The organism is Massilia yuzhufengensis, from assembly GCF_900112225.1.
Lineage (GTDB): Bacteria > Pseudomonadota > Gammaproteobacteria > Burkholderiales > Burkholderiaceae_D > Telluria > Telluria yuzhufengensis.
The window spans coordinates 175,056-195,845 of record NZ_FOLD01000008.1 but is presented as its reverse complement, the minus strand read 5'-3'; the positions used below and the strand labels follow the sequence as shown (position 1 = coordinate 195,845).

26 protein-coding genes are annotated in these 20,790 nt (G+C 65.3%); 10 read left to right on the top strand and 16 right to left on the bottom strand.

Annotation, left to right across the window (positions count from 1 at the left end; genetic code table 11):
- The 8 genes from BM031_RS09760 to BM031_RS09725 form a co-directional block, all read right to left on the bottom strand.
- A partial coding sequence (locus BM031_RS09760) for an IS1/IS1595 family N-terminal zinc-binding domain-containing protein (RefSeq protein WP_441293473.1) occupies nucleotides 1-223 on the bottom strand: 223 nt, incomplete at its 3' end.
- A gap of 141 nt (nucleotides 224-364) precedes the next feature.
- Nucleotides 365-769 carry a YgiW/YdeI family stress tolerance OB fold protein gene (locus BM031_RS09755; RefSeq protein WP_091874269.1) on the bottom strand — a complete coding sequence of 135 codons (405 nt, stop codon included), beginning with the start codon at nucleotides 767-769 and terminating at the stop codon, nucleotides 365-367.
- A gap of 62 nt (nucleotides 770-831) precedes the next feature.
- Entirely contained in the window at nucleotides 832-2,190 is a 1,359-nt protein-coding gene (locus BM031_RS09750) for an ATP-binding protein (protein WP_091874267.1), read from the bottom strand.
- The gene (locus BM031_RS09745) at nucleotides 2,177-2,845 is read right to left on the bottom strand and encodes a response regulator (protein WP_091874265.1); all 669 of its coding nucleotides are present in this window, start codon (nucleotides 2,843-2,845) and stop codon (nucleotides 2,177-2,179) included. Before BM031_RS09745 ends, BM031_RS09750 begins: the two co-directional genes overlap by 14 nt.
- Before the next feature lie 180 nt (nucleotides 2,846-3,025).
- Nucleotides 3,026-3,259: a hypothetical protein gene (locus BM031_RS09740; protein ID WP_177207701.1), complete on the bottom strand. Its 234-nt coding sequence runs from the start codon at nucleotides 3,257-3,259 to the stop codon at nucleotides 3,026-3,028.
- 29 nt (nucleotides 3,260-3,288) lie between these two features.
- The gene (locus tag BM031_RS09735) at nucleotides 3,289-3,975 is read right to left on the bottom strand and encodes a hypothetical protein (protein WP_143084547.1); all 687 of its coding nucleotides are present in this window, start codon (nucleotides 3,973-3,975) and stop codon (nucleotides 3,289-3,291) included.
- Between the two features lie 3 nt (nucleotides 3,976-3,978).
- Nucleotides 3,979-4,452 (bottom strand): adenylyltransferase/cytidyltransferase family protein, encoded by a 474-nt coding sequence (locus tag BM031_RS09730; RefSeq protein ID WP_091874260.1) that lies wholly within the window; start codon nucleotides 4,450-4,452, stop codon nucleotides 3,979-3,981.
- 6 nt (nucleotides 4,453-4,458) lie between these two features.
- Nucleotides 4,459-5,643 (bottom strand): PilT/PilU family type 4a pilus ATPase, encoded by a 1,185-nt coding sequence (locus tag BM031_RS09725; protein ID WP_091874258.1) that lies wholly within the window; start codon nucleotides 5,641-5,643, stop codon nucleotides 4,459-4,461.
- A gap of 161 nt (nucleotides 5,644-5,804) precedes the next feature.
- Here BM031_RS09725 and BM031_RS09720 point away from each other — a divergent pair, with 161 nt between their 5' ends.
- Nucleotides 5,805-6,746 (top strand): hydrogen peroxide-inducible genes activator, encoded by a 942-nt coding sequence (locus BM031_RS09720; RefSeq protein WP_091874256.1) that lies wholly within the window; start codon nucleotides 5,805-5,807, stop codon nucleotides 6,744-6,746.
- Between the two features lie 12 nt (nucleotides 6,747-6,758).
- On the opposite strand, the gene BM031_RS09715 is transcribed toward BM031_RS09720, so the two are convergent.
- The 3 genes from BM031_RS09715 to BM031_RS09705 form a co-directional block, all read right to left on the bottom strand.
- Nucleotides 6,759-7,214 carry a YaiI/YqxD family protein gene (locus tag BM031_RS09715; RefSeq protein ID WP_091874255.1) on the bottom strand — a complete coding sequence of 152 codons (456 nt, stop codon included), beginning with the start codon at nucleotides 7,212-7,214 and terminating at the stop codon, nucleotides 6,759-6,761.
- Nucleotides 7,215-7,276: 62 nt separating this feature from the next.
- The gene (locus tag BM031_RS09710) at nucleotides 7,277-7,849 is read right to left on the bottom strand and encodes a PEP-CTERM sorting domain-containing protein (RefSeq protein WP_177207700.1); all 573 of its coding nucleotides are present in this window, start codon (nucleotides 7,847-7,849) and stop codon (nucleotides 7,277-7,279) included.
- 29 nt (nucleotides 7,850-7,878) lie between these two features.
- Nucleotides 7,879-9,381 (bottom strand): PhoX family protein, encoded by a 1,503-nt coding sequence (locus tag BM031_RS09705; protein WP_091874250.1) that lies wholly within the window; start codon nucleotides 9,379-9,381, stop codon nucleotides 7,879-7,881.
- Between the two features lie 455 nt (nucleotides 9,382-9,836).
- Here BM031_RS09705 and ubiA point away from each other — a divergent pair, with 455 nt between their 5' ends.
- From ubiA to BM031_RS26200, 5 genes are all read left to right on the top strand, one after another.
- Nucleotides 9,837-10,691, top strand: a complete 855-nt coding sequence (gene ubiA, locus BM031_RS09700) for a 4-hydroxybenzoate octaprenyltransferase (protein WP_091874248.1) — start codon at nucleotides 9,837-9,839, stop codon at nucleotides 10,689-10,691.
- A gap of 45 nt (nucleotides 10,692-10,736) precedes the next feature.
- On the top strand, nucleotides 10,737-11,057 hold the full coding sequence (locus tag BM031_RS09695; RefSeq protein ID WP_091874246.1) for an ElaB/YgaM/YqjD family protein: 321 nt from the start codon (nucleotides 10,737-10,739) through the stop codon (nucleotides 11,055-11,057).
- Nucleotide 11,058: 1 nt separating this feature from the next.
- The gene (locus BM031_RS09690) at nucleotides 11,059-11,436 is read left to right on the top strand and encodes a phage holin family protein (RefSeq protein WP_091874245.1); all 378 of its coding nucleotides are present in this window, start codon (nucleotides 11,059-11,061) and stop codon (nucleotides 11,434-11,436) included.
- Entirely contained in the window at nucleotides 11,426-11,725 is a 300-nt protein-coding gene (locus BM031_RS09685) for a hypothetical protein (RefSeq protein WP_091874243.1), read from the top strand. The genes BM031_RS09690 and BM031_RS09685 overlap by 11 nt, the downstream gene beginning before the upstream one ends.
- Before the next feature lie 141 nt (nucleotides 11,726-11,866).
- The gene (locus BM031_RS26200) at nucleotides 11,867-11,992 is read left to right on the top strand and encodes a hypothetical protein (protein ID WP_267873309.1); all 126 of its coding nucleotides are present in this window, start codon (nucleotides 11,867-11,869) and stop codon (nucleotides 11,990-11,992) included.
- Here the strand turns inward: BM031_RS26200 and proC are convergent.
- Both proC and BM031_RS09675 read right to left on the bottom strand, forming a co-directional pair.
- Nucleotides 11,989-12,804: a pyrroline-5-carboxylate reductase gene (gene proC / locus BM031_RS09680; RefSeq protein WP_091874241.1), complete on the bottom strand. Its 816-nt coding sequence runs from the start codon at nucleotides 12,802-12,804 to the stop codon at nucleotides 11,989-11,991. The genes BM031_RS26200 and proC overlap by 4 nt on opposite strands.
- Before the next feature lie 14 nt (nucleotides 12,805-12,818).
- Entirely contained in the window at nucleotides 12,819-13,520 is a 702-nt protein-coding gene (locus tag BM031_RS09675) for a YggS family pyridoxal phosphate-dependent enzyme (protein WP_091874239.1), read from the bottom strand.
- 80 nt (nucleotides 13,521-13,600) lie between these two features.
- Between BM031_RS09675 and BM031_RS09670 the strand changes: the two genes are divergently transcribed.
- From BM031_RS09670 to BM031_RS09660, 3 genes are all read left to right on the top strand, one after another.
- Nucleotides 13,601-14,644 (top strand): type IV pilus twitching motility protein PilT, encoded by a 1,044-nt coding sequence (locus tag BM031_RS09670; protein ID WP_091874237.1) that lies wholly within the window; start codon nucleotides 13,601-13,603, stop codon nucleotides 14,642-14,644.
- Between the two features lie 8 nt (nucleotides 14,645-14,652).
- On the top strand, nucleotides 14,653-15,789 hold the full coding sequence (locus BM031_RS09665) for a PilT/PilU family type 4a pilus ATPase (protein WP_091874235.1): 1,137 nt from the start codon (nucleotides 14,653-14,655) through the stop codon (nucleotides 15,787-15,789).
- Between the two features lie 139 nt (nucleotides 15,790-15,928).
- On the top strand, nucleotides 15,929-16,570 hold the full coding sequence (locus tag BM031_RS09660; protein ID WP_143084546.1) for a hypothetical protein: 642 nt from the start codon (nucleotides 15,929-15,931) through the stop codon (nucleotides 16,568-16,570).
- 12 nt (nucleotides 16,571-16,582) lie between these two features.
- Here BM031_RS09660 and BM031_RS25485 read toward each other — a convergent pair whose 3' ends face one another.
- The 3 genes from BM031_RS25485 to BM031_RS09650 all read right to left on the bottom strand — a co-directional run bounded on the left by BM031_RS25485 (nucleotide 16,583) and on the right by BM031_RS09650 (nucleotide 20,018).
- Nucleotides 16,583-16,723, bottom strand: a complete 141-nt coding sequence (locus BM031_RS25485; RefSeq protein ID WP_177207699.1) for a hypothetical protein — start codon at nucleotides 16,721-16,723, stop codon at nucleotides 16,583-16,585.
- Nucleotides 16,724-16,767: 44 nt separating this feature from the next.
- Nucleotides 16,768-17,454 (bottom strand): pentapeptide repeat-containing protein, encoded by a 687-nt coding sequence (locus tag BM031_RS09655; RefSeq protein ID WP_091874232.1) that lies wholly within the window; start codon nucleotides 17,452-17,454, stop codon nucleotides 16,768-16,770.
- Nucleotides 17,455-17,681: 227 nt separating this feature from the next.
- A complete protein-coding gene (locus BM031_RS09650; RefSeq protein ID WP_091874230.1) occupies nucleotides 17,682-20,018 on the bottom strand; it encodes an outer membrane beta-barrel family protein in 2,337 nt (778 codons plus the stop codon).
- Nucleotides 20,019-20,230: 212 nt separating this feature from the next.
- Between BM031_RS09650 and BM031_RS09645 the strand changes: the two genes are divergently transcribed.
- Entirely contained in the window at nucleotides 20,231-20,713 is a 483-nt protein-coding gene (locus BM031_RS09645; RefSeq protein ID WP_091874228.1) for a glutathione peroxidase, read from the top strand.
- The last annotated feature ends 77 nt before the right edge of the window (nucleotides 20,714-20,790 follow it).

Here is a 20,790-nt window from a genome sequence, read left to right as displayed (position 1 = left end):
ATTCCCGGCAGCGATAGCGCTGCAAGCCATTGGCCTGGCCATGCCGGTGCCAGCGCGTGCTGGCGCATGCAGGACAGCAGCGCTCGGTTCGGAACCCGTCGAGCAGCGCCCGCAATTGATCGAGCCCGGCCGCCGGGCGCAAGGCGTCGATCACTTGAAGGCGCTGGGGCTGGTTCAGCACCGGCAGGGCGGCGAACCACTTCTTGAAGCGGGGCGAACGCATGGAAGGCTCCGTGGGATGGCGATACGGTTTGGACCGTGGCGCAGCTCGACAGTTCAATCCTCATCCACAGCCAAGGGTGACAGCGCCAAAAAAAATGCCGCCCGGCGTACTCCGGACGGCATGGCATGGCGCGCGTGGCGCCTATTTGCCAACGACCTTCAGCTGGCTGACCTCGAAGCTCGGGTCCTCGAAGGTCTCTTTCTCGAATTCGCCGGTCAGCTCGACCACCGTGTTGTGGTCGATGGTCACGCCCGCCGGGAACAGCTTGGCGTCGATCTCCACCGTGATCTTGCCGCTGGCATCAAGGAATTCGTATTCTTCCCCGCCCTTGTGGCTCACCAGCTTGCCCTGCAGGCGGGCGTGCTGTTCGTCCTTGCCCTTGTCGAGCAGGTCTTTCGCTTTCATCAGCGGCACGCTCGACGGGCCGGTGTAGCTGCCGGGCGCCGGCTTGGCCTGGGGGCCCGTATAGCCGGTCGGCTGGCCGATGGCGAAGGCCGAAGCGGCCAGCAAGGTGGTGATGGTGGAAATCTGGAGGATGCGTTTCATGGTCGGTCCTTTGTGTCGGTGAGTGGATGACGCCATTACACCGGCTGGACATTAACCCGATCTTAAGGCGGCCAAGCCAGCGAGACCCCCAGCCCGCGCCCGTCCAGGCCCGGCCCGAACGCCAGCGCGATGCCGTGCAGGTCGGCGATGCGCTGGACGATCGACAGGCCCAGTCCACTGCCTCCCTCTTCCTGGCCCAGTACCCGGAAGAAGCGCTCGGTCAGGCGCCGGCGGCTGGCGTCGTCGACGCCGGGGCCGTCGTCGCGCACGGTGACGCGGGCGCGTCCTTCATGCATGCCGGCTGCGACTTCGACCCTGCTGCCCGCCGGGCAATAGCGCAGCGCGTTGCCGACCAGGTTGCGCAGCATGATGGCCAGCATGTGCGGGTCGGCGCTGACCGCGTCGATGTCTCGGCGCAGGGTCAGGTCGATGCCGCGCCGCGCCGCCTCGCCCGCGTATTCGGCCAGCAGGCTGTCGAACAGGGGTAGCAAAGCCACCGATTCGCTGCCCAGTTGCGCGCGCGCCAGCGGGTCGAGCCGCGCCAGCGTCAGGAGGCTGTCGACCAGCGCCGTCAGGCGCGCGATGTCCTGGCGCAGCTTCTGGAAGGGTGCAACGAGGTCCGGATGCTGGCGCTGCAGCAGTTGCACGTGCATGTGCAGGCCCGCCAGCGGCGTGCGCAGTTCGTGCGCGGCGTCGGCCGTGAAGCGGCGCTCGGCCTGCAGCGCCGTGTCTAGGCGCGCCAGTACGTCGTTCAGCGCGCCGACGATCGGCAGCAGTTCGCGCGGCTGTCCTTCGGCCGCTACCTGCGCCAGGTCGTCCGGGGTCTTGGCGGCAATCGCCGCGGTGGTGCGGCGCAGCGGCGCCAGCACGCGCCCGGTCAGCCACCAGCACACCAGCGCCAGCAGCGCCAGGAAGCCCAGCGCCGGCAGCCACAGTACTTCGGCCAATTCTTCCAGGATGTCCATGCGCTTCTCGGCACGCTGGCCGACCTGCACCTCGAAGCGGCGCGCCTCGTCGCGCACCACGAACACGCGCCACGCATCGCCGTCGATCCGCAGGTCGGCGAAACCATGGTCGTCGTCGTAGTCGCCAATGAAGGGACGCGCCGGCGCGCCCTCGGTGCGCTGCACCACCTCGCCGGCGGAGACGACCTGGTACTGCATGTCGACCCGGCGCACCTCGTCGCCCGCCAGGGGTGGCAGCGGCGCCAGCAGCCCGCGCGCATCGAGGTCGGTGGTGGCGGCCATCAGCATATAGGCCGATTCTTCCAGCGCGTCGTCGAACACTTCGCCGGTCTCGCGCCAGGCCAGCGCGGTCAGGGTGCCCAGGCCCGCCAGCCACAGCACGGTGCTGGCGACCAGGATGGCGCCCAGCAGGCGCCGGCGCAGCGACCAGGGCCGCGCGGGTTCAAGGCTGCGCATCTTCCCTCAGGCGGTAGCCGAGGCCGCGCACGGTGACAATGCTGTCGCTGCCGAATTTCTTGCGCAGGTTGTGGATATAGACCTCGATGGCATTGCTCTCGACTTCTTCGCCCCAGCCATACAGGCTTTCCTCGATCTGGGCGCGGGTGACGATGCCGTTCTTGCGCAGCAGGAGCGCGTACAACACATGATATTCGCGCGCGGTGAGCGCCACCGGCTGGCCGTGCAGGCTGGCCTGGCGGGTCTCGAGGTCGAGCGCGATGCCGGCGTGCGCCAGCGCGTTGCTGGCCCGGCTGGCGCCGCGCCGCACGGCGGCCCGGATGCGGGCCGACATCTCTTCCAGCTCGAAGGGCTTGACCAGGTAGTCGTCGGCGCCCAGGTCGAGGCCCTCGACCCGGTCGGCCAGCGCGTTGAAGGCGGTGATCAGGATGACAGGGACGGTATTGCCGGCCTTGCGCAAGGCGCTGAGCAATGCGTCGCCGGACAGGCCAGGCAGGCCGCGGTCGAGCAGCACGCAGTCGTAGTGGTGGGTTGCCAGCGCCGTCTGGGCCGAGTCGCCGCGGCGCACCCAGTCCACCGCATGCCCGTCCAGGCGCAGCCAGGACTGGATGGTGTCACCGAGGGAAGTGTCGTCTTCGACCAGCAGGATGCGCATGGGATCAGGTAAGGGTGGCTCAGGGGCCACCAGTGTGGGGTGGGGAGATGAAGCGTATCTTAAGGCTAGGGCCGGTGTCGTGCGCGTTGGCTGGCTGGCGCGGCCATGCGGGCAATCGGCATCGCTGAGGGTATCAGCAAGGCGTGCGAGGCAATCGTCGGACCTTGTGTCCGTCGGCTCCTACTGCGCCAGCAAATAGAAGGTGTAAGCAAGCGCTCCCAAAATGAAATAAATCGCGAGGTAGCCTGACCACATCATGAAGCGCCCTTCCCAATTGCCTTCTTTGCTGAGTTTTGCGTAGTACCCCCACGCATGGCCGGGTTCGTATCGGTTCCGATGTTTGTAGTCGATTATTTGATTGGGGATGCCGAAAACGAGTACAAAAATGAGAGTAAGGATTTTTAATTCAACCATGTCGTTCTCACTGTTCTTCGCGACCGCAACTACCGGCTCCATTGCACCGGCACTTGCAACGCCTCATGGTCATTCCACATCTGCACCGTTGCATACACGGTCGTCCCCTTATTGCTCACCACATGCAGCCGATTGGTAAAGTACTTGTATTTCGTCCCGAATCGCTTCGCCGCCATCTCCGCAGCCTGGGCCGCATCGGGCCCGTCGAGCGTGCGATGCAGGAAGGCTGTGCTGCCGATGATGACCAACAAACCCAACACCGCAGGAACGACGGGGCCCGCAGGCGTTCTCCCGTGGGCGCGCAGCACCGATTTGACCGGTTCGCTGTTGAGCCGCCACGCCACAAACGACACGAGCGCCGCAGTGATAAGCAGCGGGACGAAGAACAAGAGGACCTGGGCCGGATACAGGCGCAGCTGCACCATCGTCAGCTCAAGTGGGGCCAGCAGGAGCTGCTGTACCGGCATCACGACCGCGGGAACGACAGCAAACAGGGCCATCCATCGAATCACCGCAATGAGCTTCGCATTGCCAAAATAGAGCGCTAGCCCGACAGCCAGCCACATGATGTCGAGCTTGAGCTGCCCAGGCGGGGCGGTCCACTGGCCGTAGACCAGTTCGAGAATCCCGACAGCGATCAACAGATTTGCTGTAGCGCGCACTTGCGGAAGGTCCCGGACCTGGACGTCGGTGGCGGCAGGTGATGCTTCTTGCATGGCTCAGCCCCGGATCTTCGCCACCAGCTTGGTGGTCGAGCGCTCATGCTCGAAGTCGATGGCGACCGCGCGCCCGCCATAGGCCAGCACCGCCTGCCCTTCCGGAATCGCCGTCATGTCGTAGTCGCCGCCCTTGGCGTAGATTTCCGGCCGCGCCGCCAAGACTACTTCCAGCGCCGTGTCCTCGTCGAACTCCACCACCAGGCTGACCGACTCCAGCGCCGCCAGCACCGCCATGCGGTCGGCCAGCGTGTTGTGCGGGCGGTCGTCGCCCTTGCCCAGGCGTTTCACGGAGGCGTCGGTATTGGCCGCCACCACCAGCGAGCCACCCAGCTCGCGCGCCTGCGCTAGATAAGTCACGTGACCGCGGTGCAGGATGTCGAACACGCCGTTGGTCAGCACGACCGGCTTGGGCAGTGCGGCGATGCGCTGCGCCAGCTCGGCGCGTGTGCACACTTTGTTTTCAAATGAAGGCATAGATAGTCAGGTAGTTGGTGCGTCGTCTTGCGGTTCTTCTTCGATGGCCATCGACAGCGCGCTGGCCTTGCCGCCACCGTCGGACGGTCCCTTGCGCTCGCCCGAGAGCTTGATCTGCAGGCGCAGGCCGTTGGCCGAGTCGGCATTGCGGATCGCCTCGTCGTAGCCGATGAAGCCCTTGTTATACAGCTCGTACAAGGCGCCGTCGAAGGTCATCATGCCCAGCTCGCGCGACTTGTGCATGATCTCCTTGATGCTCTGGAAGTTCCCTTTCAGGATCATCTCGCCGATGGTCGGGGTGTTGAGCAGGATTTCGATCGCGGCCTTGCGGCCCTTGCCATCTTCAAGGCGCACCAGGCGCTGCGAGACGATCGCGCGCAGGTTGGACGACAAGTCCATCAGGAGCTGGTTGCGGCGCTCCTCCGGGAAGAAATTGATGATGCGGTCGAGCGTCTGGTTGGCGTTGTTCGCGTGCAGCGTGCCCAGGCACAGGTGGCCGGTCTCGGCGAAGGCGATCGCGTGTTCCATGGTTTCGGTGTCGCGGATCTCGCCGATCAGGATCACGTCCGGCGCCTGGCGCAGCGTGTTTTTCAGGGCGTTGTGCCAGGAGTGAGTGTCCACGCCGACTTCGCGGTGCGTCACCAGGCAGTTCTTGTTCTTGTGGACGTACTCCACCGGATCTTCGACGGTGATGATGTGGCCGTGCGAGTTGCTGTTGCGGTAGTCGATCATCGCCGCCAGCGTGGTCGATTTGCCGGAACCCGTGCCGCCCACCACCAGCACCAGCCCGCGCTTGGTCATCACCACATCCTTGAGCACCTCGGGCAGGTCGAGCTTTTCGAAATTGGGAATCTCCGAGGCGATGGTGCGCACCACCATGCCCACGCTCTGCTGCTGCACGAAGACATTCACGCGGAAGCGGCACACGCCCGGCAGCGAAATCGCGAAATTGCACTCCATCTCGGCTTCGAACTCCAGCCGCTGGCGCTCGTTCATGAGCGACAGCGCCAGCGCCCGCGTCACCTCGCCAGACAGGCGCTGCTGGCTCAGGGGCTTCATCGCACCCTGGTGTTTCATGCTTGGCGGAAAGTCGCTGGAGATGAACAGGTCGGAGCCGCCCTGGTGATGCATCACCGTCAGCAGCTTGTGGATATAGGCCTGGGCTTCCGCCGGGCCGAAGTTTGACGACATGGGTGCCTCTCGAAAGCACAGGCGAACATCCTGCCCGGCAATTATATAGACTATGATGCGTCCACCCTGAATGAGAAATGATGAAATCTTGGCTGACTAAAAGCCAACATTGTGTCAGGATAAACGTCAATACAGCCGTGACATCCTGGGACCGGAAGCCTATGACTCTTACCGAGCTGAAATACATCGTCGCCGTCGCGCGCGCCAAACACTTCGGCCACGCGGCCGAAGCCTGCTTCGTAGCCCAGCCCACCCTGTCGGTGGCGATCAAGAAATTGGAAGATGAACTGGGCGTGACGCTGTTCGAGCGCGGCGGCTCCGAAGTGTCCGTCACGCCGCTTGGCGCCCAGATCGTGGCCCAGGCCGAACGCGTGCTGGAGCAGACCGCGGCCATCAAGGAATTGGCCAAGCAAAACAAGGACCCGCTGGCCGGGCCGCTGCGTCTGGGCGTGATCTACACCATCGGCCCCTACCTGCTGCCGCCGCTGGTGAGAAAACTCATCGACACCGTGCCGCAGATGCCGCTGGTACTGCAAGAGAACTACACCCACAAGCTGCTGGAACTGCTGCGCCAGGGCGAGCTTGACGCCGCCATCGTGGCGCTGCCGCTGCCCGAGCACGGCATGTCGATCCAGACCCTGTACGACGAACCCTTCGTTGTCGCCATGCCGCGCACCCACCCCTGGGCCGGCCGCAAGGAAATCCCGGCCGACGACCTGAAGCTGGAAACCATGCTGCTGCTCGGCGCCGGCCACTGCTTCCGCGACCAGGTGCTGGAAGTGTGTCCGGAAATGGCGCGCTACTCGACGCCGGGCAATGGCATGCAGCGTACTTTCGAAGGCTCGTCGCTGGAGACCATCCGCCACATGGTGGCCAGTGGCATCGGCCTGACCGTGCTGCCGCGCGCCTCGGTGGTCGACATGCACGATCCCAATGGCCTGCTGACCTACGTGCCCTTCTCGCACCCGGCGCCGTCGCGCCGCGTGGTGCTGGTCTGGCGCAAGAGCTTTACGCGGCGCGCCGCCATCGATGCGGTGGCGCAAGTGGTTGCCGAGTGCAACCTGCCGGGTATCGAGATGATCGCGCTCGAAGCGGCTGCCTGATTTTCGCTGGTTTCAGCGCCCGGACAGCGAGCGGCTCAGCTGCCGGTCCAGCGCATTGGCGAAATTCCGGCTGTCGGCCTGGCTGAACGCGGCCGGCCCGCCGGTGTCGACGCCGCTGCCGCGCAGCTCTTCCATGAAGGCGCGCATCGTCAGCTGCTGGGCGATGGTGTCCTTGGTGTACCACTCGCCGCGCGGGTTCAGCGGCAGCCCCCCTTTGTCCAGCACCAGCGCCGCCAGCGGGATGTCGCCGGTGACGACGATGTCGCCACTGCTCACGCGCTCGACGATCTCGGCATCGGCCGCGTCGGCGCCGGCCGGCACCTGCAGCGCGCGCACGAAGCGCGAGCCGGGCACGCGGATCAGCTGGTTCGCGACCAGCGTGACGTTCAGTTGGAGGCGCTCGGCCACCCGGAACAGGATGTCCTTGATGACTGCGGGACAGGCGTCGGCATCGACCCAGATATGCATGCTTGATTAAAAGAGGTTGTCGGAACCATGTGGATTGTACCGGCAACCCCTGCCCTGCACGCTTAGCGTTTGTTGCGGCGGCGCGCAGCCATCAAGCTGGCCATGCCCAGCATCGGCAGCATCAGCGCGATCGACGACGGTTCCGGGACGGTGGCCGTGATGGTGAAGCTGTCGCCGGCCTGCAGGCCGGACGTGGCCAGCAGCCAGTCGACCTGGCCGGCGCTGCCGAACACATCACCGAACTGGAACTCGGCCCACTCCGGGCTGGCGAAGTCGATGGTGGCGAGGGTAGCGGTGTTGCTGACGGAGCCCAGCGTGCCGAAGGCCGGGGTCACGGTGCCGGCGGCGGCGAAGCGGATGCCCTGCAGGCTGAAGGTGAAGCGGCTCAGGTCGGCGCCGGCGAGATTGCGCACCAGCGCGTTGAAGCTCAGCGGGCCGGCCAGGTCGTCGGCTTCCAGCACGAAGTTCAGCGTGGTGCTGCTGAAGTTGTGCAGGTCGAGGTCGAACGACACCACGCCCGCGCTGCTGTAGTCGGTGACGGTGTTGGAACCGGTGGTGCCGGTGATGATGGCGGCGTTGGCGGCGCAGGACAGGGCCAGCGCGGCGAGGAAGGAAAACAGTTTGGCGAGTTTCATGGGATTCTCCGAAATGGTCTGGCGGTGATTTACAGTGGACCCTTGGCCCATGGGCCGGTGATCGCGAAGGTGATGCCCGGCGTCTGGATATTGACGAACAGATAGCGGCCGGTCGGGTCGAAGCAGGCGCCGGCGAACTCGTTGGCGCGGTGGTCGCCCGCAAGCGAAGCCAGCTTGCCGGCGCCCTGCAGCTGGGCGGTGCTGAGGCTAATGTTGTTCTTGGCGAAGATGTAGGCGTCGCCCTGGCCGGTGATGCCCATCAGGCGCTGGCCGAAGCCGAAGGGGTCGGTGGCGGCGGTGGACGCGTCTTCGCAGATCAGGATCGCGTTGCGCGGGCTGACCGTCAGGTTGTCCCCCATATTGCCCACCAGCTGGCTCGGGCTCGAGTAGATGCAGGTCAGGACCTGGGTCGCCAGGTCGAGTTCCCAGATGCTGCCGCGCTGCACCGCACCGCCCGAGGTATCCATCACGTACATTTTGCCCTGCGCGTACCAGATGCCTTCGCCTCGGTTCATGCGCGCCGCGCCCTGCAGCCAGCCCTGCACGAAGGGACCGGCCGCTCCCGTGATGCGCACGCCGCTCGGGCCGGTGGCCTCGCCGCGGTTGGCGTCCGGGTTGGCGATAGTGACCCATTCCAGTTCGTATCGTGCGTCCACCGGCACGTTGGCCAGGTTGACGTTGTTGACGCCCTTGACCTTGGCCATCTGCAGCACGCCGCCCATGGCGAGCGAACCCGGTGCGCCGGTCTTGATGTCCGGGACGTAGCGGTAGAAGCCCGACTTGCCGGATGCATCCTCGGTCTCGTAGACGATGCCGGTGAGCGGGTCGACAGCGGCGGCTTCGTGGGCGAAACGGCCCATGCCGACGATCGGCTGGCCGGTGGTGAGCGCCGGGTCGGCATGGACCTCGAACACGTAGCCGTGCTTCTTGCCCGTGGCGCTGAGGGCGTCCGAGCCCACCTCCTCGCAGGTGAGCCAGGTGCCCCAGGGCGTGATGCCGCCGGCGCAGTTGGTCTGGGTGCCGCCCAGGCTCGGGGTCATGCTGACCCAGTTCCCGTCCCGGAACAGCAGGTTGGTGGTGCCGCCGCCGAACTTGTTGCTGCTGCCTGCGCTGACCAGGCCGTTGTCGTAGACGCCCGGCGCGTCCAGGAAATTGGCCGGCGCGCTGCCGCCGATCTCGTGGTTACGCACCAGCACCAGCTCGGTGCTGCGACCAGCCTTGCGCGACAGGACCACGCCCATGCCGTCATGGCCGCCCGGGCAGGTCTTCCCGTCAGTCATCAGGTCGCCGCGCCAGCCGAAGCTCTTGTAGGTGAACCCGGCCGGCAGCTGCAGCAGCGGCAGGCCGGTGGCCTGGTCCGCGCTTGGGGCGATCGGGCCGTAGGGGCTGGCGACCAGCGTGGTGGCGCCGTTATTCGCTTCGGCCTGGCGCGCCTGCAGCGCGGCAAAGGCGCCGACGAAGGCCACGGCGCCGGATCCGGCCAGGCCCTTGAGCAGGTTGCGTCGAACCGGCGAGATGTTCAGGTCAGTCATGCTGTGCTTCTCCCAAGTGTGATGGCGCCGGATCGTTCCGGCGAGTGGTGTAGGTGCGAACGGATGCGCTGCGAGCTGATGCATTTAAACAAACAAACATGTCGGTTCGATGACAACAAATTGGCAAGATTGGGGGTGGGGATATGGGAGAGATGCGTGCGTTTGAAACGATTGGAGCGATGAGTTTCGATACCCTCGTTGTGCGCGCCGCTCTCAGCACCGTCGCACCGGCGAAGGCCGGTGCCTAATTTTGTTGAACAGCCGCGCAGTAACATTTGCCACGGATGCTGAAACGGCAGCGGCTTCGGTGGGGAAATTGGGTACCGGCCTGCGCCGGTACGACGGGCGAAGGGTGGTGGGTAAGTGGGGACGCTGCAGGCAGCCCATGTTCCGAACAAAACCTTTAAAATCCCTGTCTTCTGCTCAACAGTTCTTGCTCGACAAGACACGACCCCATGAACAAGCTGGCGCTCTACTTCCGCTTAGTACGGGCTGACAAGCCGATCGGCATCCTGCTGCTGCTGTGGCCTACCCTGTGGGCTTTGTGGATGGCTTCCGGCGGCGTGCCCGACCTGCAGGTGCTGGTGATCTTCGTGCTCGGCACCGCCTTGATGCGTTCAGCCGGCTGCGCCATCAACGACTACGCGGACCGCGACTTCGACAAGCACGTCAAGCGCACCGTCGACCGCCCGCTCACCTCCGGCAAGATCCGCGGCTGGGAAGCGGTGATGGTGGCGGCCGTGCTGGCGCTGATTTCCTTCCTGCTGATCCTGCCGCTGAACGCGCTGACCAAGCAGCTGTCGGTGGCGGCGCTGGTCGTGGCCGGCACCTATCCCTACTTCAAGCGCTTCTTCGCGATCCCCCAGGCCTACCTGGGCATTGCTTTCGGCTTCGGCATCCCGATGGGCTTCGCCGCCGTGCAGAACACGGTGCCGGCGGTGGCCTGGTGGCTGCTGGTGGCGAACGTGTTCTGGGCCGTGGCCTACGACACCGAATACGCCATGGTCGACCGCGACGACGACCTGAAAATCGGCATCCGCACCTCGGCCATCACCTTCGGGCGCTTCGACGTGGCCGCCGTCATGCTGTGCTACGGCGCGGCGCTGGCGATCGACCTGGTGTGCGGCTGGTACCTGGGCCTGCGCTGGTGGTTCGTCGGCGGGGTGGTGGTGGCGGCCGGGATCGCCCTGTATCACTACACCTTGATCCGCGGGCGCGAGCGCATGGCCTGCTTCAAGGCCTTCCGCCATAACAACTGGCTGGGGGCCGCACTGTTCGCAGGTGTCGCGCTAGACTATGCAATCGGTTAATATTGCACAAAAGGCATTCATTCACTCTCACTGACGAGGTCCACCATGATGGAAAAGATCCCTACCCAAACCGGCACCCGCGACCAGCTGCTGTCCGACCTGAAGACCGTGGTGCATGACGCCGAGGCATGGCTGCGCAACAGCGGCCACCTGACCGGCGACGAACTGAAGGCCGCCAAGGCCAAGTTCGAGCAGACCCTTGCCTCGGCCAAGGAAGGCCTGTCCGAGTACCAGCAGACTGTGGTGGAGAAAACCAAGGAAGCCGCCAAGGCGACCGACGAATACGTGCACGAAAACCCATGGAAGTCGGTGGGCCTGGGCGCGGCCGTCGGCGTCGTGATCGGCATGCTGATCGCCCGCCGCTAAGATGAGCATCACCGCGGCAGTCGGACGGATCTCGGCCAACTTCCTCGACCTGGCGCGCACGCGCCTCGAGCTGGCCACCATCGAGCTCCAGGAAGGCACGCAGCGCCTGGTCGGCTACCTGGCCTGGGCGCTGGCCGCCGCGGTGCTGGCGCTGTTCGCGCTGGCGCTGGTCGTGCTGTTCGTGCTGGTGCTGTTCTGGGACTCGCACCGCCTGCTGGCGGTGGGCGGCCTGGCGGCCGTGTTCGCGCTCGGCTGCGCCATCGCCGTCATGAAGCTGCGCGCCGGCCTGGCGGCCCGCCCGCCCCTGCTGCCGGCCACCCTGGCGGAACTGCGCAAGGATGCCGCCGCGCTCAAGGGAGAGCACGCCGATGGCCTCTAAGACCCTGCTGGCGGCGCGCCGCGAGGCGCTGGTGGAACGCTGCGCCGACCAGCGCGCCGAACTGGCCTACGAAGTCGCCATGCTCGGCTCGCCCGAGGTGCTGGGCGTGATTCCCTCCTACGCGACGCGCCACGGCAAGACCGTCATGGTCGCCGCCGGCGTGGCCGCAGGCCTGTTCCTGGTCCGCCCCAAGTGGGCGGTCGCTACGGCGACGGCGGCGGTGTCGCTGTATTCCTTCGCCCAGAAGATCCTGCCGCTGCTGCGGTGGAAGGGCTTCGAAATCCACTAAAGCCACTTCGGGGTCAGGTCTGACATTTGGACACGAGCCCTGCTGTAATGGTGGCTGCGTCGCTGCAGCGGGTGCTAGCGCGGGACCGCTGCCGTCCAAATATCCATTCATAGGCGCTCGTACAGTCGAGGTCGTGTCCAAATGTCAGACCTGACCCCGAAGTTTAGTCCCTGGATGCTGCCGGCAGCTACCGCCGTGGCCGAGGCGGTGGCGAAGCTGCATGAACTGTGGAAGCGCAAGCAGCACCAGTCTGCCGGGCACGCTTAATCCTTACCCAGTTCCTCGCCCAGTTCGCGCCCGCGTGCGCTGGCCGCCTTCATGGCCTCGATGATCGCTTCCTTCACGCCCGCCGCTTCCATGCTGGTGATCGCCGCATGGGTGGTGCCGCCTTTCGAAGTCACGCGCTGGCGCAGCACGTCCACCGGGTCGCCTGATTGCGCCGCCAGCTGGGCCGCGCCGGTAAAGGTGGCCAGCGACAGCTTTCTGCCCTGCTCCGCGTCCAGTCCCATCTCGGTTGCCGCCTGCTGCATCGCCTCCAGGAAGTAGAAGACATAGGCCGGGCCGCTGCCCGACACCGCCGTCACCGGGTCGATCAGGCTTTCGTCATCGAGCCACACGGTCTGGCCGACTGCGCGCATGACCTGGTCGGCTGCTTCGCGCTGGATGGGGTCGACCTCGGCGCTTGCCACCAGGCCGGTGATGCCCATGGCGATCAGCGCCGGCGTGTTCGGCATCGCGCGCACGATGCGCGTGTAGCCGCCCAGCCAGCGCGCCAGGTCGGCGATACGGATGCCGGCGGCGATCGACAGCACCAGCGGCTGGCCGCCCAGCTGCGGCTTGAGCACGGTGGCCACTTCGCGCATCTGCTGCGGCTTCACCGCCAGCACGACCACGTCGGCGCCTGCCACCTGCACGTCGATCGACGCCGCCGTGCTCACGCCGTACTGGCCGGCCAGGCGTTCCAATGCCTCGGCATTCGGGTCGACCACATGCAGGCTGCCGGCGCCAGTAAGTTGACCGGCCAGGCCGGCGATGAGGGCCGTGGCCATGTTGCCGCCGCCGATAAACGCAATCTTCATTCGATTCCTTCTATTTATTCGTAGTGGCGGGCGCCGAAGATGGCGCTGCCGATGCGCACGATGGTCGCGCCCTCGGCCACGGCTGCGGCCAGGTCGCCCGACATCCCCATCGACAGGGTGTCGAGCGGCAGGCCGCCAGCGCGCAGGGACTCGAACAGCGTGCGCAGGCGCGCGAACGCGGCGCGCTGGTGTTCGGGGTTGGTGCTCGCTTCCGGGATCGCCATCAGCCCGCGCAGGCGCAGGTTGGGCAGCTGCGCCACCTGGCGCGCCAGCTCGGGCAGTTCGGCCTCGTGGGCCCCGCTCTTGCTGGCTTCGCCGCTGATGTTCACCTGCAGGCAGATGTCGAGCGGGCCGAGCTCAGGCGGACGCTGTTCCGACAGGCGCTGGGCGATTTTCAGGCGCTCCACCGTGTGCACCCACTGGAAGCTGGCGGCGATCGGCCGGGTCTTGTTGCTCTGGATCGGGCCGATGAAATGCCAGGCAATCGCCGTATCTGGTTGCAGGCGCGCCACTTCCTGCATTTTATCGAGCGCTTCCTGCAAGTAGTTTTCACCAAAGGCGCGCTGCCCCACGGCCATCGCTTCGACCACGGCTTCCGCAGGAAAGGTCTTCGAAACGGCCAGCAATTCGACCTCCGACCTGGCCCTGCCGGCACGGGCGCAGGCGGCCCCGATTGTCGCTTCGACAGCTTGCAAGTTCGCAGCGATTATGGACATAATGATTTTCTATAGGAAATATTTCGAGTCAAGACGAGGACACGTCGCCTGGGCTCCGCTCACAGCACAAGGATTATAAGATGGACATCTCGGAACTGCTCGCCTTCTCGGTCAAGAACAAAGCCTCGGACCTGCACCTCTCGGCCGGCCTGCCGCCGATGATCCGCGTGCACGGCGACGTGCGCCGCATTAACCTGCCGCCGCTCGAGCACAAGGACGTGCACGGCATGATCTATGACATCATGAACGACGGCCAGCGCAAGCAGTACGAAGAAGTGCTGGAGTGCGACTTCTCGTTCGCCATTCCGGGCCTGGCGCGCTTCCGCGTCAACGCCTTCAACCAGGAGCGCGGCGCCTCCGCCGTGCTGCGCACGATTCCTTCCAAGATCCTGTCGCTGGAAGAGCTCAACGCGCCGAAGATCTTCGCCGAACTGGCGATGCGCCCGCGCGGCCTGGTGCTTGTCACCGGCCCCACCGGCTCGGGCAAGTCGACCACGCTGGCCGCGATGGTGAACCACCTGAACGAAAACGAGTACGGCCACATCCTCACCATCGAGGATCCGATCGAGTTCGTCCACGATTCCAAGAAGTGCCTGATCAACCAGCGCGAAGTGGGACCGCACACGCTCTCGTTCAGCAACGCGCTGCGCTCGGCCCTGCGCGAAGACCCGGACGCGATCCTGGTGGGCGAGCTGCGCGACCTGGAAACCATCCGTCTGGCCCTGTCGGCCGCGGAAACCGGCCACCTGGTGTTCGGCACCCTGCACACCTCGTCGGCCGCCAAGACCATCGACCGTATCGTCGACGTCTTCCCGGCCGAGGAAAAAGAGATGGTGCGCGCGATGCTGTCGGAGTCGCTGCAGGCCGTCATCTCGCAGACCCTGCTCAAGACCAAGGACGGGTCGGGCCGCGTGGCCGCGCACGAGATCATGATCGGCACCCCGGCGATCCGCAACCTGATCCGCGAAGCCAAGATCGCGCAGATGTACTCGAGCATCCAGACCGGCAGCAATGTCGGCATGCAGACGCTGGACCAGAACCTGACCGACCTGGTGCGCCGCAACGTGATCTCCAGCGCCGCCGCCCGCGGCGCCGCGAAGATCCCCGAAAACTTCCCCGGCTAAGGACCAGCATGGAACGCGACCAGGCATCCAAATTCATGTTCGACCTGCTGCGCCTGATGACCAGCAAGGGCGGTTCGGACCTGTTCATCACCTCCGGCTTCCCGCCGGCGATCAAGATCGACGGCAAGATGACGCCGGTCTCGAGCCAGCCCCTCACCGGCACCCACACGGCCGACCTGGCGCGCGCCATCATGAACGACAAGCAGGCGGCCGGCTTCGAGCTCAGTAAAGAAGCCAACTTCGCGATCAGCCCCGGCGACCTGGGACGTTTCCGCGTCTCGGCCTTCATGCAGATGGGCTGCGTGGGCATGGTGCTGCGCGTGATCACGACCACCATCCCGCGCTTCGAAGACCTGGAACTGCCGGAGACGCTCAAGGACGTGATCATGTCCAAGCGCGGCCTGGTGATCATGGTGGGCGCCACCGGTTCGGGTAAATCGACGACGCTGGCCGCGATGGTCGGCTACCGCAACGAGAACAGCTACGGCCACATCATCACCATCGAAGACCCGGTGGAGTTCGTGCACCCGCACCGCAACTGCGTGATCACGCAGCGCGAAGTGGGCGTGGACACCGACAGTTTCGAGGCGGCGCTGAAGAACTCGCTGCGCCAGGCGCCCGACGTGATCCAGATCGGCGAGATCCGCGACCGCGAAACCATGGAACACGCGATCGCCTTCGCCGAGACCGGCCACCTGTGCCTGGCCACGCTGCACGCCAACAGCTCGAACCAGGCGCTCGACCGCATCATCAACTTCTTCCCCGAAGAGCGCCGCCAGCAGCTCTTGATGGACCTGTCGCTCAACATGAAGGGCCTGATCTCGCAGCGCCTGATCCCCAAGAAGGAAGCCAAGGGCCGCGTGGTCGCGATGGAGATCCTGCTCAACTCCCCCTTGATTTCGGACCTGATCTTCAAGGGCGACGTCCACGAGATCAAGGAAATCATGAAGAAGTCGCGCGAACTGGGCATGCAGACCTTCGACCAGGCGCTGTTCGACCTGTACGAAGCGGACAAGATTTCGTATGAAGACGCGCTGCGCAATGCCGACTCGGTGAATGACCTGCGCCTGAACATCAAGCTCAATAGCAAGCACGCGAAGAACCGCGATTTCTCGGCCGGGATGGAACACCTCGGGATCGTCTGATCCCTGCACCTTGCATGCCGCCGGCGCCTTTCGGGTCGCCGGCGGCTTTTTTATGCGCACCGGGTTTCTCGCCGGCCCGCTCCTGCTGGCTTGTCTGAATTGCTAGAGTTCAATCTTTGACAACGTTGCGGAGCCGTCCTTGGAACACGAAAGCCATCCTCATCACCATCTCCACGGCACCGGCGTGCGCTGGCTTGATATCTCCCTGGCGATCGCCGCCGGCGTGGTCTCGCTGGTGTCGCTCTGGCTCGGCCTGCACTCGGCCCATTCGATGGAACAGCTGGTCGCCTCCAACAGCTATCCCTATCTTGAAATCGGGCGCTCGACCCATGTGATCCCATCGAACGGCGTCGAGTCCGACATCCGCCGCAAGATCGAATACGAACTGCTCAACGAAGGCATCGGCCCGGCCCGGGTCGAATGGGTGGAACTCACCTACAAGGGCAAGCCGATGGCCAACCTGCAGGCGCTGGTCGATGCCTGCTGCGACACCCTGGGCAAGGGCAATGGCATGCATTCGCGCGGCAACGTGCGCAATTCGCTGGTGCGGCCGGGCGCTTCGCTCGTCATGTTCTCGTGGACCGAGCCGGCCACGCCGAATCCCCTGTTCGACGCCATGCACGCGGCGATGAACGACATCGACCTGTCGACTTGCTACTGCTCGGTGTTCGACGACTGCTACGTGCGCAAGAACGACGGCTCGAAAGAGCAGCCGGTCGAGCAGTGTACGGCCCCGAAGGTCTCGTTCCAGCCGACCTTTACCCCGGCCCCGGCGAAATAAGGCAGCCGCCGCTTAGCGCGTGCCGGGCGCCATGCCGGCCGGCGCCGGCGTGGGCAGGTGGCGCCGGATCCACTGCGTGGTGTCGGCCATCACGTCTTCCTTGCCATAGTCATTGAACAGGTCGTGGTAGTGACCCTCGTAGAGCTTGAGCATTTTATCGGGCGAGCCGGCGCGTTCGTAGAACAGGCGGCTGCCGTTCAGGCCACATTCAATCCCATCGCCCGCACCATCTCGGCGGCCTGGCGCGGCGAGATGACCGCGCCCAGGAACTGCTTGGCGTTGGCCAGCTTCAGCCCGCCCAGGTCGGCTTCGCGCAGGTCGGCGCCCTCGAAGCGGGTGTCCTTGATGTGGGCGTCGCGCAGGCTGCCGCCTTCGAACACCGCCTCGCGGAAGTCGCAGCCCGACAGGTCGGCGGTGGCGAAATCCAGTCCCACCAGCCGGGCCTTGCGGAAGGACATGCGGCGCAGGTCGGCGCCGACCAGCAGCGAGTCCTCGAACACCAGCGCCAGGTGGCTGGTGTCTTCGAACTGCGCGCCGGTCAGCTTGCAGCTCCTGAAGGTGCTCGACGCCAGCCGCGCGCGGCGCCAGCTGCTGTTGTTCAGGTCCGAGGATTCGAAGACGGCGTCGACCAGGTCGCATGATTCGAAATCTGCGTGCCCGGCGCGGCAGCGCTGCCAGCGCGTGCGTCCCAGCTTGGCGGCATAGAACGAGGTCTCGGCCAGCAGGCAGTTGCGGAACACGCTGTCCTGCAGGTCCAGGCGCGACAGGTCGGCGCCGGAGAAGTCGCAGTCGTCGAACACCAGCAGGTGTCCGGCAGCGAGGGAAGTTTCGATCGCGGCGCGCGACGGCGCATCGTTGCTGAAGGTGGTGGTCTGGCGGGGCATGGCAATCGGTGCGGGGGTGGCCGAACAGCATACACGCCGGGCGCGCTGGTAGCATCCCTGTTTGAAGGGACGCTCTAGCATCGAGCTGACTGAACTTGCCGAAAAAAGTAGAACCGTCGCACCGGCGAAGGCCGGTGCCAAAGTTTGTTGAGCAAACGTGATGCATGCAAACTTGGGTTCCGGCCTGCGCCGGAACGACGTGCTTGGGTTGGCGGACTACGTGCCGCTTAACCGCCTGGACCGCGGCCGCCCCCACCACCAGGCCCTCCCGGCCCGCCCGGCCCACCGAACATCATCGGCCGCCTCTGCCCGCCCGGCCCGCCGAAGCTGCCGAAGCGGTAAGACAGCCCGACAAAGGCCACACGTCCACCAAAGCGGCGCAGGCTGTATTCGCGCAGGATGTCGGTCTCGGTGATCGACTCCATCTTCTGCGAATCGAACAGGTCGTTGATGTTGACCAGCAGGGTCAAGGCCGGGGTCAGGTTGCGGCTGTAGTTGAAGTCGGCCGTGCGCACCGGCTGCCGGTAGCCTTCGCCGAACAGGGTCTTGCCCTGGGCGTTGAGCATCAGCTGGAAGCGGTTGGTGGGGTCTATCTGGTAGGCCAGGCGGGCTCGCCCGCTGATCGAGGTGGCGCTGCGCTTGCCGTCGTTGACGCTGCCCAGCACCGTCTGCTCGGTATAGCCGATATTGCCGTTCACGTTCACCGTGAGCTTGGGCGTGGCGCGGCCGCTGAAGTTGAATTCGATGCCGCCCGACTGGCTGCTGCCGGCGTTTTCGCGCGTGGTCAGGAGGACGTCGTTGGCGATAAAGAAGCGGCGTTCGGAAATCAGGTCGGTATCGCGGCGCGCGTACAAGCGCACCGTGGTGTCGACCTTGCCCAGCTTGGTCTCCATGCCCAGTTCGAGCGAATCCGTATTGCTCGGCTGGAGGTTCGGATTGCCCGACGAGACGTTGAGTTCATCGCGGTACACCACGAACGGATTCAGTTCGTTCTGGCCCGGACGGCGGATGCGGCGCGCGTACGACAGGCGCAGCGTGGTGTCGTCAGAGAGGCCGTAGGTGACGAAGGCGCTCGGGATGGCGTCGAAGTAGTGGTTGGTGGCGTGGATGCGGGTGGTGACCTGGTTCATGTCCAGGTCGGCGTACTCGCCGCGCAGGCCGCCCAGCACGCCCCACTTCTCATTGACGCGCCACTGGTAGGTGCCGTACAGCGCCAGCGTGGTGTCGGTCAGCTCGAAGCGGTTGGTGCGCGAGGTGTTGGGGCGCTCGCCGAAGGTGGCTGCATCGACGTCGAAGTAGGCGGTGTCGAACACGCTGCGGTTGCGCGCGACCTTGTAGCCGGTCTTGAACACGCCATGCTCGCCCGGCAGCTCGTAGTCGCCGGTGAAGTCGATGATGCGGGTCTCGGTATCGTTGTCCTGGCGGTTGCCTGCCGCGCCCGCGGAACTCGGGCGCACGGTCCAGGCGGTGGCATAGCGCGCATCGGTGTCGCCGTCGGTGCCGGACATGCGCAGGTCAGTCTTGAACACTTCGCCAGGCTGGTCGCCCTTGTGGTCCAGGCGCGCGCCCAGGCTGTAGTTGCGGTTGCGCGATTCGCGCAGGCTGGTGCGCTGGTATTCGTTGTCCACCACGCCGCGCGAGTTGGTGTTGCGATAGCGGTCTAGCGATTCGGAATCGTTCGAGCTCTCGCTGAAGCTGGCCGTGATGGCGGCGACGTCCTTCTCGCCCACGTTGTAGCTGACCGACCCGCTGAAGCCGGCCGAGTCGTTGCTGTTCTCGCCGTTCGAGGACTGCATGCTGCGCGAGACGGCCTTGGTGACCGGGTCGATCCGTTCGCGGCTGGTTTCGCCGGTGGAGTCGCGGCCGTCGTGGCGACGGTACACATTGCCCTGCGCGCTCATGCGTCCGGTGGTGTAGCTGCCGAAGGCCGACGTGTTGTAGCGCCCTTCGGTGCCGACGTTGGCATTGATCGAGGCGAAGCCGCCCGGGGTGCGCTCGCGCCGCATCACCAGGTTGATGATCGGCCCGCCGCCACCCTCGTTGCCGAATTGCGCGCCCGGGTTGTTGATCACTTCCACCGAATCGAGGTCGGCTGCCGGGATCGCGGCAATCGCCGCGGCGCGGTTCTCGCCCTGCATCATGGCTGACGGCTTGCCGTCCACCAGGATCTGCACATTGCTGCGGCCGCGCAGGGTCACGTTGCCGTCCGGGTCGACCGCGACCGAGGGCACCTTGTTGAGGGTGTCGGCCACGGTGTCGTTGGACGTGGCCGGATCGGCCTTGACGTCGTAGGACTGGCGGTCGATGCGGTTGGTGGTCTTGGTGGCCGTGACGGTGACGGTGGATTCCACCGGCACCGGTGCCTCGGCCGGGGCCTGGGCCGCCGGTACCGGGGCTGCGGCGGCGGCGGGCTTCGCAGCCTCCTGCTTCAGCGGAGCCGGCGGGGTGGCCGGCGCCTGCTGCGCCAGTGCCGGCAGCGGCGCCAGCAGCGTCCCGGCGACGACGTGGGCGATCAGGGACAGCCGTGGACGGCGGGACGTTGGTACTCGGTGGCGTGTGGACATGGTGGCGGCTCGGCAATATGGGCGAGCGGGATTGTCGCACGGGGCCATCTTTATGTTTGTAACAAAAGATAACAAGCAATTTTCTGATCGATTTGCCGCGTTTTGGCTGCTACTTGCGCGCTGATATATGCATGTTTGCCTTGCGGCGCGCAGCGGCAGCATCCGCAAGCTTGGCGTATACTTTTGCTGTCAATCCAACATGAAAGTGCACGATGAACGTCTTCGATTTCCAGGCTATCTCGCTCGGTGGCCAGCCAGTCGACCTGGCTCAGTACCGCGGCAAGGTGCTCCTCGTCGTCAATACCGCCAGCGCCTGCGGCTTCACGCCCCAATACAAGGGCCTGGAAGCGCTGCACCAGCAGTACGGCGGGCAAGGCCTGGCCGTGCTGGGCTTCCCCTGCAACCAGTTCGGCAAGCAGGAACCGGGCACCGAAGCCGAGATCGGCGAATTCTGCGAGAAGAACTACGGCGTGAGCTTTCCCATGTTCGCCAAAGTGGATGTCAATGGCGACGAGGCGCATCCGCTGTTCAAGCACCTGAAGGGCGAAAAGCCGGGCGTGCTGGGGACGGAGGCGATCAAATGGAACTTCACCAAGTTCCTGGTGGGGCGCGATGGCGAGGTGGTGAAGCGCTATGCGCCGCAGACGGCGCCGGAGGAGATTGCGGGGGATATTGAGAAGGTGTTGGGGCAGTAAGGCTTGGGCCACCGCTCGAATTTCATTTTACGTTAACCCATGAGCCGTCGTACGCGCCACTGGCGCCTACGACTTCC